The organism is Streptomyces malaysiensis subsp. samsunensis (genome assembly GCF_024519315.1).
Classification (GTDB): Bacteria; Actinomycetota; Actinomycetes; order Streptomycetales; family Streptomycetaceae; genus Streptomyces; species Streptomyces malaysiensis.
Window position 1 is genome coordinate 55896 of the sequence record NZ_JANIIC010000048.1, and the last position, 23675, is coordinate 79570.

A 23675-nucleotide genomic window follows, 5' to 3' on the forward strand; every position below is an offset into this window, starting at 1 on the left:
TTCGTGACCACAGACGCTCAACCCCTCCCGGAGGACACCGGACGCAAAACCCGCGTCCTCGTGTGCACTAACGGCTCCGCCGGGTCCGGGAAATCAACCACAGCCGCCGCTCTCGCCTACGCCGCAGCCAAGAAAAAGAAGAAGGTCTGCGTCATCGGCTTCGACAAGCAGCGGGACATCTCCCGCCTGCTCGGGTACGACGACCCGGACGGAGACGAAGACCTGCCCACCCTGTACGACGTGGTGGACAAGATCTGCTCCCTCGCCGAAGCAGTCGTGCCAGCCCTGGACAGCAAGACCAAAGAGGTCATCCCGAATCTGTGGGTCGTACTCGAGTCGAAGAAGCTCGAACACCTGGACTTCAAGCTCGCGGGCGAGACCGCGAGAGAAATGTGGATGTTCCACCTCATCGGTGAACTGCGAGGGCGCTTCGATCTCATCGTCTTCGACTGCCCCGGCGACGTGAAGCTCGCGACGATAGGAGCGATCATCGCCGGAGACGAAGTCGTCGGCTGCACCAAGTCCCAGGAGAAGGAAGCACGCGGCCTCACCGAACTTGAGGACAAGATCGCCGAGGTGGCGAGGGCGTACGGCCACACAGGCATGCCCACCGGCATCGACTGGGTGGTCATCACCGAAGGCGTCGAGCACAACTCACAGGGCAAGGTCTACAAGGACATGGAGAACCAGCTCCGGGAGGCCTACGGAGACATCGTCCTGGAGACGGTCAGCGACGACGTCAAGGTCCCCGAGGCCTACACGGCAGGCCTGCCCGTGACGCTCTTCAACCCGAACTGCCGGGCCGCCAAGGCCTACGCGAAGATCGGTCGGCAGATGAATCTGTACCGATGACCTCCTTACGCCGTAAAGATCACCCCCGACCCCCGGAGCCCCCGCGCCGGGGGTCGCCTCTTTACGGCGTAAAGAAGCAGCAGGGGCCGCCGACAGGAGCGGCCAAGCGATCACTTTTCGCTGACGATCCGCAACAGACGCCTCCGCGACCCTCCAACCCGCCACACCTCGTGGGAGTGTGAGAGCTGCTCATTAGTGAGGTACGAACAGGGGAGTGGTACGTGGCTGCGGGGAAGGGCGAGATACCCCAGCTGACCCAAACGCATCGGGTCCTCATCGGCGTCGTCGTGTTCGGTGCCCTCGTCATCGCAGGCATCGGCTTCGCGGGCTCGTACGCGGCCGTCCGCGAGCTGGCCATCAAAAAGGGCTTCGGGAACTTCAGCAGCGTGTTCCCGATCGGCATCGACGCAGGCATCTGCGTACTGCTGGCTCTGGACCTGCTCCTGACGTGGATCCGTATCCCGTTCCCCCTGTTGCGGCAGACGGCCTGGCTCCTTACAGCGGCCACAATCGCCTTCAACGGCGCAGCAAGTTGGGGCGATCCGCTCGGCGTCGCGATGCACGCTGTGATCCCAGTGCTGTTCGTGGTCGCCGTCGAGGCCGCGCGGCACGCGGTCGGCCGGATCGCCGACATCACCGCCGACCGGCACATGGAGTCGGTCCGCATCGCCCGCTGGCTGCTCGCGCCGGTGCCCACCTTCCGGCTGTGGCGCCGGATGAAGCTGTGGGAGCTGCGCAGTTACGACGAGGTTATCCGGCTCGAACAAGAGCGCCTGGTCTACCAGACCAGCCTCCGCGCCCGGTTCGGCCGCGCATGGCGACGCAAGGCCCCGGTCGAAGCCCTCATGCCGCTGCGCCTCGCCCGGTACGGCGTCCCGCTCGCCGAGACCGCACCCGCCGGCCTCGCAGCCGCCGGCATCGACGAGTTGCCGATCGAGTTCACCTTCATCGCCGAACGGGCACTCGCTCCCAACCACACGGAGGATCCCGCGCTCGAGGCCGCAGCCGACCCACAAGAAGAGCCGGGCCAACTGCGCACTGATGCAGGACAACCCGAGACACAGACCTCGCCTGCTGAACCGGAACCGTCACCCGAGACAGAGCAGACGGACGAAGATGCAGCCGAGGGCTTCGCCGAGGCCTACCAGGCATGGCTCGCGAACTTCCAGACCGAGCCCACTACCGCCCAGTTCGCGTACTGGCTTCAGGTACACGGCATCACCACCGCGGCCGGCGGCGTGCTCACCGACGAACAGCTGCGGCCTCTGCTCCAGGTCCTCAAACAGCGCTACGGTCCCTCGTCCGAACCCGCTGCCGAACAGCAGCAGACGGACGACGAACTGTCCTGGAACGACTACTTCTACAACTCCTGGCTCTCCTACGCGCAGGAGCACGGCGCATACCCCGACGCGGCCGCGCTCGCCACGTACGTCTTCGAGCGTGACAACACCACCGGCCCGGGTGGCGGTCCCATCACAGGCGAAGACCTGAAGGCCTTCGTCAATGTCTTCCAGCAGCGCGAGTTCGACGAAGAGGACCAGCCCGCCGGTCAGGAGACCAACGAGCCCGACGAGGACCAGGCCGAAGCACCTCTGCCGCGTGAAGAGGAATCCGAGGCGGCGCCCGCTGGCGTGGGCGCGCAGCCGGCCAAGGACCAGCGCGGGCCCCGCGTGAATGCCCCCATCGACACCCCGCCGCCCGATGAGGAGGAAGAGCCGGCTGCTGCGGCTGCTGAACTCACCACCGTCGACCGGTACTACCTGGCGTGGTCGGAGGTCCAGACGCAGCGCGGCGATGAACTCCGGTCCTCGACGCAGGAGGCCGAGCAACTGTCGGCCTTCCTCGCGCAAGAGAAGGGCATGAAGGGCCGCGGGGGAAAGCCGGTCAGTCCCTCCAACCTGCGCCGCTACCTCCTGCCGTTCCGGATCTACAACCTCTGGGCCGAGCAGCGAGTGCGCAGCGACACTCCGTCGCTTGACGCCATTGCGCAGGAGTGCGCAACCCAGGGGATCACTGCGCAGCACAACAAGCCCATCACCACCGCCTACATCGCCGAACAGGCCGAGGACTTCGAACGGCGCTGGCAGTCCCTCACGCACCACCATGCGCAAGCACAACCGTGAGACTGCTCGTTGTGCGTCCCCTGCGCAGTGGCCGATCCTTCGCGCCGCCGCAGGCTGCGCGATCGGAAGAAATCCCTGGTCAGCCCGGCATTGCGCAGCTTTTTGATCATTGCGCAGCCCGGGCCAACGGCACGCTGCGGATTCGACTCTGCGCAGTGAGCACGCCTTCACCCTCGAACTCGGGAGGATCCATGCGAGCCCTGCTCATCACCCCCGCTGGCATTGTCACCGAACTCGACCTCCCGGAGTCCGGCGCGCGCTCGGCGATCCGTGACCATGTCGGGTCGGCGGGGGCAGTCGATCAAGGCCTTTACCACCGAGAGGCCCTGGTGCACGTACACGGCGACGGGCAACGGATCGGCCTCGACAGCAACCTCACCGCCTGGGCACTGGCGAGCGCCTGGCGCGGCATGCCCCTGTACTCGTTCCACGGACCCGTCGTCGTCACCGGCCGCACGCAGGACGGGGACACGAGCGCGCTGGGCGACGATCTTGCCGCGCACGTGCACGCGGTTGCGCAGACCGTTCGGGAGACGCGGGAGGCCTGGAAGACACGGCCGCCCGCGTCGAACGAGGCGGCCATGCGTGAACTGCTCGCCTACGCTGCCCGGGACGTCGCCGCCCACCGGTAGAGCGCACTGCGCAGCCTGCGCACCCGGCTACAGGGCCTTGCGCAGCGCCGAGCCCGTCCCGTGGAGAAGATCACTGATCAGCTGTTCCGTCTCCATCTCAAGATCGCAGTCCAGTGACCTGTTGACCTGTTGGACCTGGGTGATCGCAGTGTGCAGGCCGGAGCGGTTCCCGGCAGCATGCTCGATCCGCATCCAGTCCCTGTAGAGGAGCTCGGCGCTGTTATCAGCGTCGAGGCCGGTCACAATGGCCTGCCGGGCCGCGGTGAGGTCATGGTGCGGGCCCGTTGGAGTGCGGTGCGTGGCCACCGTGTGGGCGACGTCGACGATCCTCGTGATCATCTCTTGCTGGAAGGGTCCCGCCCAGGGCAGTGGCCTCGAACCGAACGGCCTTCCCCGCACCAGCCCGAGAGCCTTCTCCAGATCTGGCAGCCCTGCCGGTCCCTGCGGCAGCGCACGCTCGGCGAGCTGGAGGAACCTCGTCCAGTCGCACCGCACCGCGGGGGAGAGGCGGTACGGGTCCTCGCCGGTGCGGCGGCGCGGAACGTACGCGTTGCCGGCCGGGTCATTGCCCAGGGCGCTGCGCAGGCCGCGCAGCCGGGCGTTGAGGGTGCTCGCACTCCACGGGGCGAGCGGGTCCATGTCCGTGCACAGCGCATCGGCGGAGCGACCAGGCCGGAAGTAGAGCAGACTGGCGAGCTGCGCGATCCGCGGGCCGTGTCCTGAAGCGGCCACGCCGTCCACCTCGACCGGGCCCAGGACGCGGATCTCCGGGGCATGGAGGTCGTGCGCCTCCGACTCCTCTGCATCCCCGCCGTTCTCCGGCTCCGGGAGCGGGACGTCGGCCTCCGCCGGCGCCTTAGCCACGGGGTCGGCGGCGAGCGCCTGGTCCTCGTCGTGTTCGTCGTGTTCGTCGTGCTCGTGGGGCGGCGGTGCGGCGGGCAGGAGGCGGAGCCCGGCCGGGTCCGCGGAGGCGGCCAGCAAGGCCGGGAACACGTCGCCGTCGCTGTTGCCGCTGGTGCGTACCGACGTCGGCGCGACCGGTGCGCCGGAGGAGGCGTCGGGGGCGAACGTGTCGGCGCCGGTGGCGTGGTCATCGGGCTCCGTCACGGCCGGCGGGGAGGTCATCTCGGGTTCGGGCTCGTCTGGAACCTCCTCCCACGGCCCCTCGGCCGGTGCGGCGGGCTGCCCGGACACGGCGAGTGCCGTGGCGATCTGCTGGTACGCGGCGCGCTCCAGACGCTGCACGGTGATCTCGGTGTCGGCGTAGTCGAGTTGCTGCGGCTCGTCGAGCTCGGCGTTGAGGATCTCGGCATCGGGAAGGTGCGCGGCGGCCGCGGCCGCCGGAGCGACCAGCGTGACCGGAATCCGGGCCTTGTCGATGACGTCGGCGAACTGCCACGCCGTGTCCCCGTCCAGAGAGGCGGCGCACAGCAGCAGATAGGGATGGTGACTGGTCTCCGGCATCTGGTGCACCTCCAGCAGACGCTCGGAGAGATCCCGCAGCGCGTGCACGGCCTCCCGCATGTGCATGATCCGAGAGGTCGGCAGCAGCCGAGGCAGGTCCTCACCGAACCCGACGGCGACGACCTCGACCACCCCGCCCCACGGGCTCATCCCGATCTCCACCGCGAGCGACGTGCACACTTCTGCGATGCGCGTCGGATCGCCGTCGAGCAACAGCGCGGGCACCTGGGCCAAGTTCACCAGCAGCAGACCACCGTCCTCGGTGCTTCCCAGGGTCACCAGCCCCGGATACGGTGCCGGCACCTCACGGGCGGCCTCGTCGTCCAGGAGCTCGGCGTCCCCCGGCAGCACCCACCAACCAGCGCGCCCCGCCGTGAACGGCACCGGCGGCTCCAACCCGAGCTCCTCGGGCAGCACCTCCAAAGAGCGGGCCCCGATCCGGGCGGCCCGCAGACCGGGCAGGCCGGCTTCGTCCTCCAGCTGGTGGGCCATTGTCCGCAGGGCCACATCCAGACGGGCTGACCCACCGGGCTCGGCGGCGGCCGCCAACTGCGCCTCGGCAGACGAGGTCTCCGACGCGATCGCGATCGTCTCACCTGGCTTGCGGCGACGCCGCTGCAACATGCGGCGCGTGGCGAGCGCACCCGTGATGCCGGCTGCCAGCAGCGCACCGGCGCCCAGAACCATCCGCAGCTGCACCTGACCCGCGGGTGACGAGGCGGGCGCCTCGGACGCCGGCGCCGTGGGCGTGCCCGATGCCGACGGCTCGCCCGATGCGGGTGCCGACGGCTCGCTGTTGCCAGCCGAAGGCCCGGTGGGCGCGGCATCCTGGCCCCGCCCGGGCTGCTCGGCCGGACGATTCGACTCGCTGGGAGCAGGGGTTTCCGCTTCCGAGGTGGCGGACTGGCTGGGGGACGTCGACCCGCCAACTCCCGCGTCGGCACCCGGTTCCTGTGCGGTGTCGTCCTGAGCCGGGGGAGTGGAGCGCTCGGACCCGGAGCCGTTCTCTGTGTCCTCTCGGGGATGCTCGGGTCGCTCGGATACCGCCTTGGGCATGGTGACCTGCTGCCCCGGGAAGATCCTGTTCGGGTCTGTGATCTCCGGCAGGCCGTCAGGCTGCGCCGTGCCCCGGCTGGCCTCGAACAACTGCGGCCACTTGTCGCCGTCGTGGAGTTCCTCGGCCGCGATCTGTGAGAGGGAATCGCCGGCCTCCACGGTGACCACGTCCCCGCCGCCACCCGCGTCGGATGCGTCGCGTGTGCTGGACGCGAGCTGAGTACGGATGCCGGAGTCGGCTGCCTCACTGTGGACCTCGGCGTGGCCGGGCACGTACAGGGTCGTGCCCTGCGGAACCACGGTGGCAGTGGTGGGCACTTCCGGGTTGAGGCGCTGCAGTTCGGTGTAACGAGTGCCGTCTCCCAGCAACTGCTCAGCCAGTTCCCACCAGGTGGTGTCCTCCGCCCCCACGGTGTACTCCCGGACGGTCCCGGACGGTGCCGACTTCTCCGCAGCCGCGGCCGGGACAGGGGTGCTCTGCTGGCTGCCCGGCGCCTGGCCGGTCGACAGCGCGTGAGGCGCGGTGGCGGCGACCGCCGGGGTGGCGGCACTGGCCGCGGCCGCGGGCGAGGCCAGCACGATGCTGCCCAGCAGGAACCCGGCCAGACGCTGACCGGTCGCCATGCCCGGAAGCCGCGGGGTCGTACGCCGCGCCAGGACAGCGACGATCTCGATCAGGACGGGGACCACGAGCCACAGCCACGCGATCCACGCCGCCACGGTCATCGTGGTCAGCAGCCCCGAGCCGTCATCGTCCGGGCTCAGCAGCACCTCGCGTGCCTCGTCCAGCGTCGGCACCGTCGCGGGAAGCGTGCCGAGGGCGAGCAGCAGCGCAGGCACGCCGACGACCAGAGCGGCCAGCGAGGCGAGCGCGAACAGGCCGCGCACGACCGCCCGTGGCCAAGAGCGGTCCTGGCGGCGCACGGGCGTGGGGGAGTGGGGCATCGGGTCAGCCTCCGGGCTGGTGAAGCAACGTGGCAGTGCCGTGTCCCGTCACGGACATCTCACTGACGCCGATCAGGGACGCGAAGTAGGGGTGGTAGGTGTCCCGCACGGTAACCGTGAGGCTCTGCCCGTCCCCGGCGATGGCGACGTCGCCGTCGACGCCCTCGCTGCTGAGGAAGGCGCGGGCGGCGGCTTGGGCGGCGTCCGGGTCGACCACGATCGCCTCGCCGGTGATGGCCTGGCCCGCATCGATCTGCTGGGCGCCGGCCCGCGCGGCCTCCTGCGCGACGTAGTCGGCATCCGACATCCGGTCCAGGGCCAGCCCGCCATCGATGACCAGGCCGATGATGAGGAACGCGATCAGCACGGTGCCCGCGTAGAACAGTTCCATGCCGCCCCGGTCCCGGCAGCCGGAAGGGATACGAAGCAGTCGACGCCACCTGGTCATGAGCCGCCCCGAGTCGCCCACGTATCCACGACCGACGTCTTGGTGCTGGTCAGCATCTTGGACCCGCCGACGCCGGGCAGCGCAAGCTCGCTCAGCGGCGCGATACACGACACGGTGGCCGTCACACTGGCGGCCTGCCCAACCGGAGCGGACAGCCCGCTGGTGTCCAACTCGACGCTGATTCCGGCGCAGTGGATCCCGGAGTTGGACAAAGAAGTCTGCGCGGCCTGGCGGGCGTCAGCCTCACCGGAGGCCGGGTCGCTCGCCAGCGAGGCGGTGCGCGCGGCATCCCGCGCGGCCGCGTCGGCGGCGCCCTCCGCCAAAGCCACCCGCCCGCAGGCGATCGTCAAGCCGATCAGCGCCAGCGCCACCGGCACGAAGATGGCCAGGCTCAAGGCGGCGCTGCCACGGTCACGCTCCAGGCGGCCGGGCCACAGTCGGCGCCTCATGGACGGAATTTTTCGACGGGGGCCTGGACGCTCTGGCTGACGTGCCCGCTCCACCCCGGCACCAGATTGATCACGTTGCCTTCTACTGAGACGGTGACGGTCTCGCCGTCGTCGCTGACCCGGACGGCCGCGCCGTGCAACGAGCCGCCCATGCGGGCGAGGAACTCGCCGGCAGCCGCCTCTCCCGCGCCCGGTGCGGCGTCGTAGGCCCGCTGCGCGTCCACGGCCTGCTGGGCAGCATGGTGCGCCACCGACCGGCCATGGAACCAGATGCCGCCTTGAATCAGGGTGAACACCAACAGGAACGCGAGCGGGACGACCATCGACATGTCCAGAGCAGTGGCGCCGCGGTCCTCCCGCCACCACGGTCTGCCGGCCAGGTGCCGCCACGGGCGTATGCGTGTCGCAGGCATGCTCAAAATCCCAGAATCTGCTGGACTTTCTCACCGACCGTGGTGTTGGCCGCGGCGTACACGACGCCGACCATCGTGCCCCCGGCGACCAGGATCAGACCCCACTCCATCGCCGTGGCGCCACGGTCCTTCGCATGAGCGCGGATCATGGCGCCGTGCCGGCGCAGTGCGCCCAACACGAGGGAGAAGCGGCTTCGTACGGTGTTCATGACTTTCCTCCAGAAGTTCACGGCGCTCACTCGATGGCACCGTGCGGGCGGGTTAGAACGACAGGATGCGGACGAGGGCCGGTGCTAGAAGGAAGACGGCCATCAAGAAGACGATCGCCAGTGACGGCACGTGCATCTTCTCGGTGGCCACGTTCGCCTTCTCCTTGCGGTCCGACAGCAGGCCCCGCCGGACGACTTCGGCCTGGGCCTCCAACTGGTCGTAGACGGCCGCCTGTTCCTCGCCCGCGAGGGACAGGCTGGCGGACAGGCGGGCGATGTCGGGCACGCCGAGCTCGGTGCCGAGCCCTCCCAGCGCATCCCAGGGGCTGACCCCGGCCAGGCGGGCGTGTTCGACGGTGTCCCGGATCCGGACCGCGGCGCGTCCGTCCCCCGACACCACGGCCCGGGCGAGGGCCTCGGCCGCGCCGGCGTCGGAGTTGCGGGCCAGGGCGACGCGCTCCAGGACCGAGGCGATGTAGTAGCGGTACTCAAGGCGGGCGTCGGTGGCCTTGTCGCGGACGTCGTCCAGGCATTTGAACACCATGAACAGCGCGACGCCCACCCCGGCAGCCGCCGGGACGACGAACGGCAACGACAGCCCACCCAACCGCAGCAGGAACATGATCCATTGCGGGATGAGGAACCCGCCCAGCGCATACAGGGCGCAGCGGCCCAGCAGCGAGGCGGGCGCCATCTCCAGCAGGTTCAGGTCCCGGGCGGGCAGCCGGGTCACGAACGCGTCGGTCTCCATCAGCCGGGCACCGACCCGGTCCGCCCACTGCGCGGATCCCTTCGCCGCCGCCCTGGTGGACGGGGTGCGCGGGGCGGGGGCGTGGGTGCGGCGCAGGACCTGATCGAGCGGGGTCCGCTGGGGCAGCAGGCTGCGTACCGCGAGGGTGCCGCCGAGCGCGGTCAGCCCGCCCAGCAGTATTCCGGGGACGGACAGACTCATGCCGACTCACTCTCCTTGGCCTGCTCCTTCGCGCGTTCCTCGGCGGTGAGTAGGGTGCGCGGCTCCTCCTCCATCACAGCCATCTTGCGCAGCCACAGCAGCGACGCGACGAACAGCACGCCCAGCACCAGCAGTCCGAGCTGGCCGATCGGGGTCGCGAACGGTTCGGAGTAGCTGCCGTTGACGAGGATCACGGCGACCACGGCGATCGCGAACAGGGACACCCTTCGGGCTTCGGAGCGGGCCTTGGCGCGCTCGGCGTCGATGTCCCGCAGATCAGCGGCCTGCCGGGCGACCAGAGCGGCCTGCGCCGACAGCGCGCGCGCCAGGCCGGGACCGCGGCTGGTGACGTGGTCCATGAACAGTTGGGAGAGGTCGTCGCCGATGCGACTGGCGAGGTCGTCGGCCAGCCCTCGGTAGGCCCGCCGCGCGGGCATCCCGGAGCTCAGCCGGTCGGCCAGCCGGCCCACCGGCCGCTCCAACAGCGCCGGAACCGTGTCCAGTTCCACGATCGTGGACTCCAAGGGCTTGCCGCCCGCGCGCACGCTGGCGAGCTGCTGCAGCCACTCCGCGATGGCCTCCAGCCGGGCCACCTCCGTACGGCCGGAACCGCCCGGGTAGAGCACGAACGGCAGCCCGGCCACCGTCGCGAACGCGAGCAGCCCGTGCACCGGCCACCCGGTGACCGCCCACATCAGCGCTCCCGCGCCCGCGGCCCCGGCCAGCAGCAGCCGGTAGTTGTCCCGCCAGCCGGGCGGCAGTTCCTCCACCGCCCGCACCAGCCGGCCCCGAACACGACCGGGCCGCAAGCCCCGCACGGCCGGCCGCCAACCGCGCAGTGCGGCAACGACTCCGGTCAGGCTCAGGGCCACCACCGCGCCGGCGAGCATGCCGAGCGCGGACAGGTACGACTGGGTCACGCGGCACCTCCCGCCCGGCGCAGCGGCCGCCACTGCCCATTCGGGTAGTCGATCAGCCAGCGCCGGTGGAAGCCCTTGCGTTCCAGCTTGCGCAACCGGCGCTCGTTCATCGGCGTACGGGTGGGCATGGCGCGCACCTCGCCGCTGTCCTCGCGGGGCGCGAAGAGCTGCGACAATGCCACCCCGCCGCCTTCGCTGCGCCCGGCCGTCTCCCACACGTGCGAGACGAACCGGTGCACCTGGCCGCCCTGGTCGGTCTCGTCGATCGCGTCCACGTACACGATGAGGTCGACGGCGGCCGCGATGAGCCGGTAGGAGGCCTGATCGCTGAGCCCGGCCCGGGCCAGCGGCACCATCAGCCGGTCGACCACGGCCTCGGGGTCCTTCGCATGGAGGGTGCACATCGAGCCCGCACCGCCCGCGATCATCGCCTCCAGCATGGCTATCGCCTCATCGCCGCGGACCTCGCCGACCATGACCCGGGTGGCCTTGTACCGCAGGGACACAGGCACCAGGTCGGCGAGCGTGACCCGGCCGGTGGCGTCCCGCTCGCCGTTGCCCTCCCGCGTACGGAAGGCCAGCACATGAGCGTGCCGGTCCGGGTCGTCGTAGTTCAGCCGCAGCTCCGGCTCGCTCTCCAACGTCGCCAACCGTTCGTGAGCGGGGACTTCGCGACCCAGGGCCCGCATCAACGTGGTCTTACCCGTCGCCATGTCGCCGGCGATGATGATGGACAGGCCGGCTTTCACCGCGGCCGACAGGAAAGAGGCGACGATCGTGTCGACGGCGCCCCACTTCTCCAGGTCGACGAGGGTGGCCGCTTCCGCCACGTGCCGGCGGATCGCAATCGTCACGTCGCCGGTCAGGAGCGTGGCAGCCACACGGGAGCCGTCCGGCAGGTCGAACTCGACCTTTCCGGTGGCGTACGACAGCAGCCGCTCCCCGTGCCCGGACGCCGCGGCCATCTGGTTGACCCACTCGACGGCCTGCGACCTGCTGGAGAACGGGGAGCGGACCCGCTCGCGCGGCTGGCCGTAGGAGTCGATGTACATCCACTCGCCGTCGACCAGGACGTCCTCCACGCCCGGCCGGTCAAGGACCCGCTGCAGCGCACCCGCCAGGAAGATCAGGTTGAAGACCTCGGTGCGGACCCGTTCCAGTTCCTCGCCCGACAGCGGCGGGTTCGTCAGGGACCACGTCTGCGCCCACTCCGCGACCCGGGAGCGCACCCGGGCGCGCACAACTTCCTCGAGGTCCTTCTCACCCAGAGGCGAACCGGCTTGGCGCCGGTCCTTCTTGAGGTGGTCGACGTCGTTGGCGACCTGCTGCCGCAGCTTCGTTATCTCCCCCCAAGGCACAGGAAGCGCTCCGGGCAAGGACGTTGCCGCGCCGATGTCGGCGGGCCCAGTTCCCGGCGGCACCGGGGCCGGGGGACCAGGTGCCGGCGCCACCGGAGTCGCAACCGGGGCAGGTCCCGGCAGGCCGGCCGGTGGTGCGGGGTGTGTAGTCGGGTAGGCCGCGGCGTGCTCGGAGAGCAGGCCCCCCAGCCGGGTGGCCACGTTCTGTCCTTTGGTGCCGTTCGGGGTGCGCCAGTCAGCCATGACGCACCCCCCGCTGGGAGAGCTGCTGGATGATCCGTTCCACCGCCGGGGTGGCTGCCCGGACCTGCCGCATCTGCAGATGCAGGCGCCGACGGTCGGCGTGTTCCCGCAGCGGCGTCATGGTGTCGCGCGCGGCGCGCATCAGCCGTGAACGCGTTACCCCGCGCGGCATCCGTCCGCCGGTACGGAGATAGGCGGCGGCGGTCTCGTCCCACGGGAGGGTGGCCAGCACCGGCGCGTCCAGGCCCCGGGCGACGTCGGAGGGCCGGTAGCCCTCGCCGAGGACGAGCAGTCCAAGGGCCCGGGCGCCGGCCCCGTGCGTGGCGAGATCGTCCTGGAGAGCGCGCACCATCGGGTAGGCGAGCGCCTGGGATTCCTCGGTCATGCGAACCACCAGCAGCACCAGGTCGGCCTCACGCAGTACAGGCGCGGGGGAGAGCACCGGGTGCAGGCGGCCCCCTTCGAGTACCATCCGTCCGCCGTCGACCAGGACGTCCCACCGCAGTTGCTGGTCGGTCAGCTGCAGCACGTTCAGCAGCGTCGGCCAGGTCGACGTCAGGGAGGCGGCCTGCCTCGGATCGATCAGCCCGGGCAGCGCGACCCGGTAGTCGCTGTCGTCGAGCGGCCACAGGTGCCGCGCGACCTGCGGGGTGAAGTCCTGCTCACCGCTGGCGCGTTCCCAGTCTGCCTGCGGCAGCCGATGCAGTCCGATGTTCCCGTCCAGACGTTCGTGGTGTTCACCACGCGGAACGTCGCGCAACAGGCCGTGGCGCAACGTGCCGCCGGCCATGTCCAGTTCGGCGAGCAGCACCGGCCTGCGGCTGGCCAGGGCCAGGGCCGCCCCCGAGGTGGTCGCGCCGTCCGACTTCGCAGACACCAAAGCGATCAGAGCCACGGTCAGCTTCCGCTCTGCCGGGGCTGCCGTACGAGCGCGATCTGCTTGGCCGCGGCCTTGGTCGCCAGCAGGGGACCGTCCGCGGGCGCCACCACCAGGTTGACGACGAGGGCGCCGGTGGAGTCCGGGGTGCCGACCGATTTCACCGTCGCCTCGATCGTGTCCGGGGTCTCGCTGCTTGTGGAGCCGGAGCCTGTGGAGCCGGTGTCCGTTCCCTGGGCGGGAAGGACGACGGCGGCTACCTTGTCGCCCGGCCGCAGCTCGTCGCGCGGTACGTAGCCCCGCTTGAGTTCGACCCCGACCACCTGCTCGGTGTCTCCCAGTCCGCCGCGCGCGCTCAGCTGCGAGCGGGTGAGCAGGGCACCGGGGTGCAGGGCGACGGCCGCGCGCTGGCCCACGATCGAGGCCCGCTGGGCGGCAGGGATGGGGGACAGGCCGGGATCGTCGGCGAACGACACGACTTTCACGTCCTGCGCGGTGACCTGCTGGCCGACCGGGACATTCCGTGCGACGGCGAGGACGTCGGTGCGGTCCCCGGCTCGCGCCACGACGACCGCGCCGCCGAGCGCGCCGATCAGCGTGACCAGCACCAGCAGAACGGGTAAGGACCACGTGCGGCCTGATCGTTTCTTCGTGCCGGTACTCACGGGCAGGTCTGGCTGCCGCTGTGCGTCGCTGCGCGGCGCAAAGGAGGTGGTCTGAGTGCTGTCCATCGGCCTGAGGGCCCTTCGATCTCGTGCGATGTTTAAGAGTTGACGGCCTGCGATTCGACGATGGTCACGTTCACCGTGGAGTTGCGGACCTCGGTCAGCTGGCCGTTCGCGCCGCCGCCGTTCCAGTTGATGACCCAGGTCGAGGTCGCGGTGACCTTGTACGTGCCGCCGGACGTGTCGGTCGACGGCTGGGTGTACACGTGACCGCAGTCCGGCGACTTCTTCAGCCCGTATGACTTCTGGTAGACGGTGCCGGGGGTTGTGCAGGTCACCGAGGAGCCGTCCCCCATCGACCACACGACTTTCGCCACCTTCGCCGTCGCGGTCACCGTTACCCCGTCGGCCGAGGCGCTCGCCGTGTTCGGCCCCCACGTCGTCTGTGACTGGTCCACGGCCATCCACACAGGCATGCCCACCAAGCCCTTGCCGCCCGGCTTGGGGTTGATGTTGATGTCCGGGCCCAGCAGCGTCATGGAGTCGACGGCTTGCTGCGCCAACTCCTGCGGATTCGCCTGCTGAGGGGGCTGGCCCTCGGGGACGGCGACGAAGCCGTCCGGGTTGTTGGAGGCGCCGTCCGAGCACCCGTAGAAGTACAGGTCGCTCTTCTTGGGATCGGCGCTCTTCCAGGCCGGATGGTTGGCCGGCGGCTTCGGGTCGATCTTGGTGTACTTGCATTTCAGCTTGCTGTCGCGGCCGCTGTCCTGCGAGCCGGTCTGCTGCTTTTCCCCGCCGGTCTTGCCGGGCACCTTGACATCGACACAGAACCTGACGACCTGGCACTTGCCCGCACCAACATCGGGGCCGTCGTCGGCCTGGGCGGTGCCTGCGGAGGCCAGGGCGAGAGCGGCACCGAGCAGGGCGGAGCGTCGTATCAGCAGGTCTGCGTTTGAGCGGTTAACTCGGTGACCATCCACTTCGTCCCCCACTTCTCGAGCTTTGCGGTGCTGATGTACTTGATGAGCCGCGTTGACGGCAGCGGGACCTTCTTCTTCGTGGTCTTGTCGATCAGCGTCCAGTTCGTGGTGTCGACGCAGTCCGTGAGGGTGGCCTTGGGAGTCTCACCGTCGGTCACCTTGGGATCCCTGGGATGGATCACCGGCTTCCCGGTCGTCACCTGCCCGGCCTTCCGCATGGTCTCCAGGTCCTTCTCGATAAGACCCAGGGCCCGCAGAGTGGTGGTCTTCCTCAAGCCGGTGCCGGCGGAGGACGCCTTGGCGTAGGCCTCGGTCTGGGCCTGCCAGGACTGGGTGTAGGCGGTGAGGACCGCGGCCTGCTCCGGATCAAGCGTGGAACTGGGGGAGGCGGACGGTCTCGTGCTGGGGCTCTTGCTGGGGTCGGAGGGCGACGCCTCCGAGCCGTTGTCGCTGCAACCGGCCAGCGCCACCAGGCTTCCCGCGAGGAGCACGGCGGTTGCGTGCTTCCGGATGCGAACAGCGGTGAGCCCCGCCGGGCGGCGTAGTGCTCGTGTCACGTGGTCTCCCCGTACGACGAGGTGAGGCAGACTGCCGCCCCAGATGCCGCGTACGGCAGTCCACAGCCGCGGCCTGATCCAAGCTGCGGTTATGCGTTTGCGTAGCCGCAAGATTACGCATATGCCAGTCAACTTCCCAGTAGAATACGTGAGTTCACACGTACATCTCGGGACGTACTCGGTCACTTCCGAAACAGGATGTCGATTTATTGTTCTATCCCTTCGCTCGATACGTGTGCTAAAGGCCAAACTCCGGCATGTACCTTGAAAAGGCCGTCTACCCGGCCACCGATACATGCCCACAAGGAGTGAATCCGGCAGTGAGCACGGAAGACCCCGAACGGTTCGGGCCCTTCCTCGTCCTGGAACGCCTCGGCGCCGGCGGTATGGGCACCGTCTACCTCGCCCAGTCACTAGGCGGCCGCCGCGTCGCGGTCAAGACGATCCGCGCCGACCAGGCCGCCGACCCCGGAGCCCGGGAGCGTTTCCGCCGCGAGATCGACGCCGCCCGCCGCGTCAGCGGCTTCTGGACCGCGCCCGTCGTCGACGCCGACCCGGACGCCGCCACCCCGTGGGTCGCCACCGCGTACCTCGACGCCCCCGATCTCGGCGAGCACGTCCGGCGCCACGGACCACTCCCGGCTACCGGCCTGCTGGTGCTCGCGGTCGGCCTGGCCGAAGCGCTCGCAGCCATCCACCACGCAGGCCTTACCCACCGAGACCTCAAACCGGCGAACATCCTGATCACCGAAGACGGGCCCCGCATCATCGACTTCGGGATCGCCCGCGAGGACACCGCCGCCACCCTCACCACCGTCGGCGGCATCCTCGGCACCCCCGCCTACATGTCGCCGGAACAGGCAGGCGGCGCGAGGACCGACCCGGCCAGCGACATCTTCTCCCTCGGCGCCGTGCTCTACTACGCCGCCACCGGCACCGGCCCGTTCGGACACGGCACCATCCCCGCGCTCCTGCACCGGGTGGTCCACCACGATCCCGACCTCACCGCGATCCCGGACGCGCTGCGTCCCGCCCTCACGGCCTGCCTGCACAAGGAGCCCAGGCGACGCCCGACCGCCGCGGCCCTGCTGGCTCTGCTGACCAACCCGCCCGCCCCGATCGACGGCGGGCCGCCTCGAGCACCCGAGCCCGCACCGGCGCCCCGCACCCCCGCGTGGTGGGAGCAGCCCACCCCGACCGTGCGGTACACCGTGCCCCTGCCCCCGCAGCAGCCCCCCAGCGACGACTCGCCGGCGGCCGACGCCAACGGGTGGCCGGTCAAGGCCACCGTGCCCGAACCGGCCGGCCCCGCCTTCGCGACCGGCGCCCAGGCTGTCCTGGAATACCAGGCCGAGCACCAGCAGGTACGCGGCCGCGCGCCCGGGCCCCGCGTCGACACTGCGGCGGCCGGCGACGTCGTCCAGCACGACCGCTTCGGCATTGGCACCGTGATCGAAGTCGACGGCGAAGGCCCTCACGCCGTCGCGCGGGTTTCCTTCGGTCCCCAGAAGAACATCAAGCGGCTCCAGCTCCGCTACGCCCCCATGCGGAAAATCGGCATCTGACCGGGAGGACGACGCGAACCTGCCAACGGATGCGGCGGTCACTGGTATCCCTCCGTGTGCTTGCTCAGGCGCACGTCCGCCGTCGCGGCGGGGGCACGCTGGGCAAGGAAGTCGGCAACACGGCCCTGCTGGGCGGCAGCAGTAGCGGTGAGCTCATCGAGCGGCGCCGCCCCTGCCGTGACGCGGGCGGCGCGCTCCAGAGCGCCGACCTTGCCGGGACGCGCGTAGTCGGCGAACACCTCGTCCAGGTGCGGGCCGGTGATCCGGACCGGTCCGACACGGCGGCCGCCGACGGTGAACGACATGTAGTGCTCGAACCGGTCGAGCACAGCCACCTCGTCCGCGCTCGGCTTGTCCCCCCACTCCGCGGTGATCGGAGCGATCGCGGTCTTGGACCCCGCCGTGGACGCCAGCGTGAACGCGTTCTGCGTCAACGACATCCGCACCGGGGCCGGCAGACGGCCCAGCAACTGGGTCATCCCGTGCACCGTGACCCTGAACTTGCGGAAGTCCTCGAACATCGACGCGATGGTTTCCGGGGCCGCACCGGTCAAGGTGATCAGCTCGTCGAAGTACAGCCGGAACGGACGCCGTTGCTCCTCCGGCGTGTCCCGGCGCGAGCGCACCGCACGCAACAGATCCCGAGCGATCAGCGCGGTCAGCAGCCGGTCGGTGGGCCCGTTCCCGGCCGGGCACACCCACACGATCAGCCCGTTGTCCATGGCAGCCCGGCTGTTGTAGACGCCGACCGGCTGCCCGAGAAAGGCGCGGGTGACCGGGTTGGCGGCCAGCCGGGCGAGCGGGTTGAGGACCACGCCGAACGCGTCCGGCGGGAACGTCGGAAACACCGCCCGCCACCACGCCCGGGTCTCCTCGTCCAGCAGGTCCGCCACGGCGGCCAGCGCCGCCCCCCGGAAGCCCGGGTCGGAGATCAGCGACCGCACGTGGAAGAGGGTGGCCTGGTCTTCGCGGCGCCCGGCCTGGCAGGCGGCCTGGTTGACGGCGACCAGCACCGCCAGGCACGACGTGAGGATGGTCAGCGCACGGGGAGCGGCGGCGTCGTCCCAGCCGAGAATGGAGGCGAAGGCGTCGGTGACCGCCTCGACGACGTCGTGCGGGGCCTGCCCATGGTGCATGGCGATCGGATTCCACGAGCTCAACATCGGCGAGGGCCCCGACGCGTTGAGGTCGATCAGCGCGATCCTCTGCATCAGGCGGTCGTGAGCGAGGAACGTCGCGGCACGGGGCCAGGAGTCGCGGTGCGGGTCGATGAACATCAACCCGCCGCCGGCGTGCGCCACCCCGAGCGCCTGCGCCAGAGCACGTTCCGTCTTCCCGCCGCCTGCCTTGCCCACCCCGCACTCGAACAGCGTCTCTGCCGTGTACGTGGCGACCAGCCGCTTCCGGCCGTCGGGTCCCCGGTGGATGCCCTGCAGCAGCAGCTCAGGATTGCCGAACTCGAAGGACGGGAGATCACCGGCGAGCAGCGGAAGCCGGCAGTGGACGGTCGGCGGCTTGAGCAATCCGGTCAATTCTTCCAAGCGCACCCAGTTCGCGCGCGGCGGCTGGCACTGCCCCAGCTGCCAGCGGCGTTCCCAGCTGCGCCGGGTGGGCCAGCGATCGGCACCGAGCCGCCACGGTCCCAGCCGCCAGCCGCGCATCGCCCACCGCGACCGGCCACCAAACACATCGAAGGCGGCCTGGAGCTGGGCGAGGCGGGCCTCGGCGCGGCCTTCGATGTTGGACGCGCACATCACGAGCAGCTGTATCCGTACGAGGTGGTCGTCCTCGGCGAGCTTGCCGAGCGCCTCGGCCGGGTCCACCCTGCGCGGCACCGGGGGCATCACCAGCCGCCTCCCAGCTGATCCGTCCTTACCGGTGATCAGCGATTGCAGGTTCCAGGTGAGCGAGTCTTCGATCCCGGTGGCATCCTGGCGCACCCAGCGCGCCGCGCGCTGGGTCTCCCGGCGCTCCTGGCGGCGGGCGGCACTCATGAGCTGCAGACGCCGCGCGCGCAGTGCCCACTTGGGGGCGCGTTGGATGTCGAGGCGGATCTCGGCGAGGTCGCCCAGTTCGGCGCGCAGGTCGGACACGGCGTCGACGAGGGGCTGCAGCGGGTCGGGCTCCAGCGGCACCTCCCGCAGGGGAGAGGTGAGCTTGCCGCGCAGGATGAACTCCGCCCGCACCACGTGGTCGCGTGGCTTGTCCACGATCGGACGGGCCCGGACGACGGTCACGTTCGGGCCGAAGGGGCTGATAGAAAGCAGCCGTTCGCCACCCGCGGGGCCCTCGACGCGGTAGCGCAGCGGCGCGCTGCCGTCCGCTCGCAGCCTGATCTGCACCGTCTTCGACCGGCGCGGCGCCCACCACGGCAGGCTCGTCGAGGCCCGCGACAGCTGCACACCGCGGCGGAAGATCTCCTCGAAACCCGGGTCGAAGTGCCGGGCGGGAGTGAGCTCCAGGGCCATCCGCTCGGCGTAAGCCCGGCCCGCGAGGTGACGCACCACCAGCTCGCCCACGCCCCAGGGGATCGCGACAGCGAGGGCAAGCAGGTACCAGCGGTCGTAGAGCCAGTCGACGGCTTCGACAAGCCCGGTGATCAGTCCGAGTACCTGACCGTAGATCCCCTCAGAGGCCTGACCCGTCAGATACGAGGCTGCGGAGTCCACGTCGGCTTCCCCTTCTTGATGGTGCGAGTGAAGAACAGATCGGTGATGCGGCCGTCGGTGTAGGTGCCGCCGCGGTCGCTGCCCGCCCACACCAGGTGCACGACCGCCTTGGTGGGGCTGCCGTCGCGGCGGGCGATCGCGGCCTGGATACGGAAACGGGCGGTGGCGAAGGCCGGAGCCACCGCCTGCCCAGAGTCGCCGAAAATGCGGGGCCATCGGGAGCGGCCGATCCCGATGGCGTCCGCGCGCAGCAGAGCCCGGCCGGCGGTGATCAACTGCCGCTCGTCGTCGTCGGGAAGGTCGGCGGGCCACGACCTCTCCAGTACCTGCTGGATGGCAGGGTCACCGGCCGCCCCTTCGCCGTGCGGCGGCAGCGCGGAGGCGAGCGCGGACGGTTCCGTGGCGGAGGAGCGCGTACCGTCCGCCGGCTCACGGAGGGCGGTCGAGGCACGGGACGGGGGAGTCGTCGATGCGGCCGTGCCCGGCGGATTCTCCGAGACCTTCGCGTCCTTGCCGTGCGGCACGGCCAGGAGCACGCCCCCGGCGACGGCCAGGACGATGGTGATGATCAGGAGCAGGCGCGGGGGTCGTGGGGTGGCGGTCATAGCAACCGGGCCCCTCCCGCATATCCGTCCATCGCGTCGACCGCGTCCAACCGGACAACCGTGTTCGGGCGGGCGGCGTTGATCATCCGTCCACTGCCGACATAGATCCCGACGTGATAGATGCTCGAATCGCGGCCGGGAACGTACGCGAAGAAGACCAAGTCGCCCGGCCTGAGCTTGAGCTTGAGCGCGAACGTGCCCAGGCTGGCGGAGATCCGCTTTCCGACACCGGCCTGGTCAGCCGCGAGGCGCGGCAGACGGATCCCGACCTGGGCGAACGCGTACTGCGTCAGCCCGGAGCAGTCGAAGCCCTTGATGCTCTCGCCGCTGAACCCCTTCGGCGAACAGCAGGACCCGGTCGACTTGCCGTTCGCGTTGCCACCGCCCCACGAGTAGGGCACACCACGCTGGGCCAGCGCCGCTTCCAGCACGGTGCGGACCTTCCCGGACACGCTCTTGAGGTCCGGGTCCTTTGCGGCCGCTGTGTACTGGTCGATCCAGTCCAGCACGTTCGAGACGTACTCGCTGGACTGGTTGTACTGCAGGATCGCCGCCTTGAGCTGGTCACGCTGGGCCAGATCGCGGCCTTTGTCGCACAGGTAGATCGCGGCGCCGAGAGCGGCATCGTCCGCGTTGTGCGGGTCTGCCTTCTTGTCACCGTTGGCGTCCCCGCCGACGCCTTCCCAGGTGGAGGGCAGGAACTGGAAGGGGCCCACCGCCCGCTCACCTTGAGACGTGCCGTCCCACTTGCCGCCGTCGTGGTCCGGGAAGGAGGTCGTGTTGCCGCCGGCGCCGGACCCATCCAGGAGCACTCCGTAGATCTTCGGGCGGATGTCACCGTTGTCGGCGATGTTGCGGCCTACGGCATGGTTGGACTCGACCTTGGCGATCCCGGCCAGGATCGCCCAGCGCATGCCCTGGCACTTCGGCACCTGCTTGCCGGCCTGCTGGATCGCCTTCTTGTAGGCGGTGAGCATGCGCGGCGGGATGTCCGCCGCCGTGCCGCCTTCGGCGATCCCGCCGTCTCCGGCGCCCTGCGTACCCGTCTTCAGCGCAACGTACCCGCTGATCGCGTTTCCCACCGGCGCGGCGCAGCACACGGCGGCGAACAGCAGCATCACCACCATGCAGCCCCACTTGGCCTTCCGTCCGCGACGGCGGATCACAAGCCGTCACCACCATCACGACCGCCGTCGGTCCCGTCCGTCCCGCGCGGACGCGAGCCGTCGTCCTGCCCCCGGTCGAAGGCGTCCCGCATCCGGCGGCGCAACTCAGAGGAAGCGTCCGTCAGCCGACGCCGGGGAGCGGACGGCATCGGCGCCGAGCCCCGCGAACCGGAGCCGCCCGGCCGTGACGTCGCACCCCCCGTGGGCAGGCGACGACTATGGAAGGGCCCCACCGCGCCTCGGTCGTCGCCGTGGTCGCGGATCGTCTGGGCGGTGTGCCGTCCCACATCACCCCAGGCCCGGCGGTCTTCGCGCACGGTGTTACGCCACACCTGAACCTGCTGGCGGGCGTCCTGGGTGTAGCGTGAGCCGCCCTGCCGGGCCCGGCGCACATTCGCCGGCAGACCCGCCGTCGCTCCGTAGGCGGCCCGCCCGCCGCGGTTGAGGATGCGGTAACCGCGAAAGCGCATCAAGCGGTTGTGGGCGCGCGTGGACAGCAGGGAGCGGTCAGTGTTCTGGTCGTGCACAATTTCACCGGTTTCACGGTCGACGACCCGGCCTTCATCGTCGCGGTAACGGTCCCGCGGGCCACCGCGCCGGAGCTGGACGCCCTGGCCATCCCCGCTGCTCATGGTGTCGCCCTCACCTTCGACGCCGGTGTGCTTTCGCCACTTGGCCAGCTGCTCCTTGTCCGGCCGCTTGCCGATCAGGAGCCAGTGCGCGCCCTTCGTGCCGATTCGCGCGCCGAGCCCGGCGCCGGCCGCCGCGGCGGTCAGCGGAGCGAGGCCTCTCCCGGCTTCCGCCGTGGCATCGGCGAGCATCCTCCCGGTGTCGACGGGCATGCCCGCCCCATCAAGGAACGAGGTGAGAGCGCCCATCAGCCGCTGCCGGGTGCCGAGGATTCCGAACCGGCCGCCCCCACCTGCGCTGAAGGCACGCAGTCCGCCGCCGTATCCACCCATCGCGACGGGAGAGTTCATGGCAAGCGCGGCGCCGAGCTCGGAGGTGTCTCCGGGCATGTGCGTGCCGCCGACCTTGGCGTAGCGCATCCGCATGGCCATGCGCTTGCCGAAGGAGGTGACACCCGTCAGCATCCGGCGGTGCCCGGCCGCGCCCGCGATGGCCAGCACGTCGATCAGCAGGATCCGCTCGATCATGAGGTTGGGGCCGTCGGTGATCGTGGCGTCGACAGCGATGCCGAAGAACGGCACGAACGCGCAGATGCCGACCATGGCGAGGATCGCGATGCCCCAGATCGACAGCCACTTCCACACCGACTGCCGTGGAGGTCCGGGCAGCATGGCTGCGACGAAAGTGACGCCGCCAGCGGCCGCGGCCGCGGCGCAGAGGCCCTGGGTGCCGAGCAGGACGATCGCCGCCGACAACAGCATGCCGCCGATGAACACCGCGGCGATCAGCAGAAGGAGGGCGCCGCCGACCCGCCACCAGGTGGGCTCTTTGGCGTAGGTGGCGCACGCCTTGCCGACGTCGCCGGCCTCGTTCATGTCATCGAGGAACGCCTCGAATTCGCGGCCCTCCTGGCTGACCACAGCGTTCGTCGAGTCCAGCAACTCACCGCCAGGGGTGAGTTTCGGCAGGCCGTCCACGCCGCGGTCGTCGTCGCCGCCGCTCATGCAGTACTTCTTGGCCTGGCCGATAATCTTGTCGCAGTTACCTTCCCCTTCCTCTTTGGTCTTCTTGGCATCGCGCGAGTAACCCCCGGTGACCCACTTCAGATGGACGGCGTAGGCCTTGCGGTCGGACTTCTTGGCCGGGTCGAGGATGCGCCCGTACTGCAGCAGCATGTAAGGCTTGACGATCAGCGCGTTGGTGACCGAGTCCTGCAGCGGGCGGGCCACGTCCTCCGCCGACACCGGCTTGGAAGCCTCAAGCTCCTTGCACTTGCTCTGCTCCCTGCCGGCCATGCCCGCGCACGGACTGTAGCTGGCGAGCTTGCCGCCCCAGTCATAGGAGTTGACGCTCGCCTGGGCGACCTCGGCGCCCACCTGCTGGGTCTGCCCCAGCGGCCCGTTCTCGGAGAGAAGGTAGTCCGGGCGGACGAAGGTGGACGCGGCGAACGCCGCGATCAGCAGAGTCAGGAAGATCTCACCGAGGCCGCGGCCGACCCGGCCGCGCACAATCATGAACCCGGCAAAAACAAATGCCCAGGCCAGCAGCAGCCCCTTGAGACCCAAGGTATCGACGGCCACGTTGTTGTAGGCGTCGGCGACCTTCTGGGCCGGACCGGCGAGGATCTTCAGCAGCGGGAACCGGAAAGCAACCTCGACGGCCCAGCCAGCCAGTCCGACCAGGAGCCGGATGAGCATGAACAGGCCGGACAGCCCGAAGGCGAGGGACTGCGTCTTGAAGCTGACGATGGAGCCGCCCTGCGCGCTCAGCTCGTAGCCGTTGATCGGCACCCCCTCGGAGGAGGTGATGTTCAGCGGAGCGAGGAGGCCACCGGTCTCACTGTTGCTGCTCGCCGCGTACACGACCTGGCTGTTGACCAGAACGAACACGCCGGAGA

General features: G+C 70.0%; 19 protein-coding genes and 1 pseudogene. 4 read left to right on the top strand and 16 right to left on the bottom strand.

The features are described 5' to 3' along the window. Positions 1-3: 3 nt before the first annotated feature. The 3 genes and pseudogenes from NQU54_RS33290 (at position 4) to NQU54_RS33300 (ending at position 3607) form a co-directional block, all read left to right on the top strand. The gene (locus NQU54_RS33290; protein WP_257634273.1) at positions 4-852 is read left to right on the top strand and encodes a ParA family protein; all 849 of its coding nucleotides are present in this window, start codon (positions 4-6) and stop codon (positions 850-852) included. 242 nt (positions 853-1094) lie between these two features. Then, a pseudogene (locus NQU54_RS50285) lies at positions 1095-1776 on the top strand (DUF2637 domain-containing protein); the annotation flags it as partial. A gap of 1390 nt (positions 1777-3166) precedes the next feature. Continuing rightward, complete coding sequence (locus tag NQU54_RS33300) at positions 3167-3607, top strand: hypothetical protein (RefSeq protein ID WP_257634275.1); 441 nt, start codon at positions 3167-3169, stop codon at positions 3605-3607. Positions 3608-3634: 27 nt separating this feature from the next. Here the strand turns inward: NQU54_RS33300 and NQU54_RS33305 are convergent, their stop codons facing one another. From NQU54_RS33305 to NQU54_RS33360, 12 genes are all read right to left on the bottom strand, one after another. Continuing rightward, positions 3635-7072 carry a LysM peptidoglycan-binding domain-containing protein gene (locus NQU54_RS33305; protein ID WP_257634276.1) on the bottom strand — a complete coding sequence of 1146 codons (3438 nt, stop codon included), beginning with the start codon at positions 7070-7072 and terminating at the stop codon, positions 3635-3637. A gap of 4 nt (positions 7073-7076) precedes the next feature. Further along, the gene (locus NQU54_RS33310; RefSeq protein WP_257634277.1) at positions 7077-7463 is read right to left on the bottom strand and encodes a hypothetical protein; all 387 of its coding nucleotides are present in this window, start codon (positions 7461-7463) and stop codon (positions 7077-7079) included. Positions 7464-7516: 53 nt separating this feature from the next. Next, a complete protein-coding gene (locus NQU54_RS33315) occupies positions 7517-7969 on the bottom strand; it encodes a TadE/TadG family type IV pilus assembly protein (RefSeq protein WP_257634278.1) in 453 nt (150 codons plus the stop codon). Next, on the bottom strand, positions 7966-8382 hold the full coding sequence (locus tag NQU54_RS33320; protein ID WP_257634279.1) for a TadE family protein: 417 nt from the start codon (positions 8380-8382) through the stop codon (positions 7966-7968). Before NQU54_RS33320 ends, NQU54_RS33315 begins: the two co-directional genes overlap by 4 nt. A 2-nt stretch (positions 8383-8384) precedes the next feature. After that, positions 8385-8591, bottom strand: a complete 207-nt coding sequence (locus NQU54_RS33325) for a hypothetical protein (protein WP_257634280.1) — start codon at positions 8589-8591, stop codon at positions 8385-8387. 52 nt (positions 8592-8643) lie between these two features. Continuing rightward, on the bottom strand, positions 8644-9543 hold the full coding sequence (locus tag NQU54_RS33330) for a type II secretion system F family protein (RefSeq protein WP_257634281.1): 900 nt from the start codon (positions 9541-9543) through the stop codon (positions 8644-8646). Then, positions 9540-10463, bottom strand: coding sequence for a type II secretion system F family protein (locus NQU54_RS33335; protein ID WP_257634282.1), 924 nt, complete (start codon positions 10461-10463; stop codon positions 9540-9542). Before NQU54_RS33335 ends, NQU54_RS33330 begins: the two co-directional genes overlap by 4 nt. After that, complete coding sequence (locus NQU54_RS33340) at positions 10460-11821, bottom strand: TadA family conjugal transfer-associated ATPase (protein ID WP_257634283.1); 1362 nt, start codon at positions 11819-11821, stop codon at positions 10460-10462. The genes NQU54_RS33335 and NQU54_RS33340 overlap by 4 nt, the downstream gene beginning before the upstream one ends. Positions 11822-12056: 235 nt before the next feature. Beyond that, positions 12057-12941, bottom strand: coding sequence for a hypothetical protein (locus tag NQU54_RS33345; protein WP_257634284.1), 885 nt, complete (start codon positions 12939-12941; stop codon positions 12057-12059). A gap of 20 nt (positions 12942-12961) precedes the next feature. Beyond that, positions 12962-13549 (bottom strand): SAF domain-containing protein, encoded by a 588-nt coding sequence (locus NQU54_RS33350; RefSeq protein ID WP_257634285.1) that lies wholly within the window; start codon positions 13547-13549, stop codon positions 12962-12964. A gap of 155 nt (positions 13550-13704) precedes the next feature. Continuing rightward, positions 13705-14598, bottom strand: coding sequence for an ATP/GTP-binding protein (locus NQU54_RS33355; protein WP_257634286.1), 894 nt, complete (start codon positions 14596-14598; stop codon positions 13705-13707). Beyond that, entirely contained in the window at positions 14544-15143 is a 600-nt protein-coding gene (locus NQU54_RS33360) for a hypothetical protein (protein ID WP_257634287.1), read from the bottom strand. The genes NQU54_RS33355 and NQU54_RS33360 overlap by 55 nt, the downstream gene beginning before the upstream one ends. A 320-nt stretch (positions 15144-15463) precedes the next feature. On the opposite strand from NQU54_RS33360, the gene NQU54_RS33365 reads away from it, so the two are divergent. Further along, the gene (locus NQU54_RS33365; RefSeq protein WP_257634288.1) at positions 15464-16708 is read left to right on the top strand and encodes a serine/threonine-protein kinase; all 1245 of its coding nucleotides are present in this window, start codon (positions 15464-15466) and stop codon (positions 16706-16708) included. Between the two features lie 38 nt (positions 16709-16746). Here NQU54_RS33365 and NQU54_RS33370 read toward each other — a convergent pair whose 3' ends face one another. Genes NQU54_RS33370 through NQU54_RS33385 form a run of 4 tightly spaced genes read right to left on the bottom strand, consistent with a single transcriptional unit; the run spans position 16747 to position 23667 of the window. Continuing rightward, positions 16747-19377 carry a type IV secretory system conjugative DNA transfer family protein gene (locus NQU54_RS33370; RefSeq protein ID WP_257634289.1) on the bottom strand — a complete coding sequence of 877 codons (2631 nt, stop codon included), beginning with the start codon at positions 19375-19377 and terminating at the stop codon, positions 16747-16749. Further along, a complete protein-coding gene (locus NQU54_RS33375; RefSeq protein WP_257634290.1) occupies positions 19353-19982 on the bottom strand; it encodes a hypothetical protein in 630 nt (209 codons plus the stop codon). Before NQU54_RS33375 ends, NQU54_RS33370 begins: the two co-directional genes overlap by 25 nt. Next, positions 19979-21109: a C40 family peptidase gene (locus NQU54_RS33380; RefSeq protein WP_257634291.1), complete on the bottom strand. Its 1131-nt coding sequence runs from the start codon at positions 21107-21109 to the stop codon at positions 19979-19981. Before NQU54_RS33380 ends, NQU54_RS33375 begins: the two co-directional genes overlap by 4 nt. Before the next feature lie 35 nt (positions 21110-21144). Next, on the bottom strand, positions 21145-23667 hold the full coding sequence (locus tag NQU54_RS33385; protein ID WP_257634292.1) for a hypothetical protein: 2523 nt from the start codon (positions 23665-23667) through the stop codon (positions 21145-21147). Positions 23668-23675 lie beyond the last annotated feature (8 nt).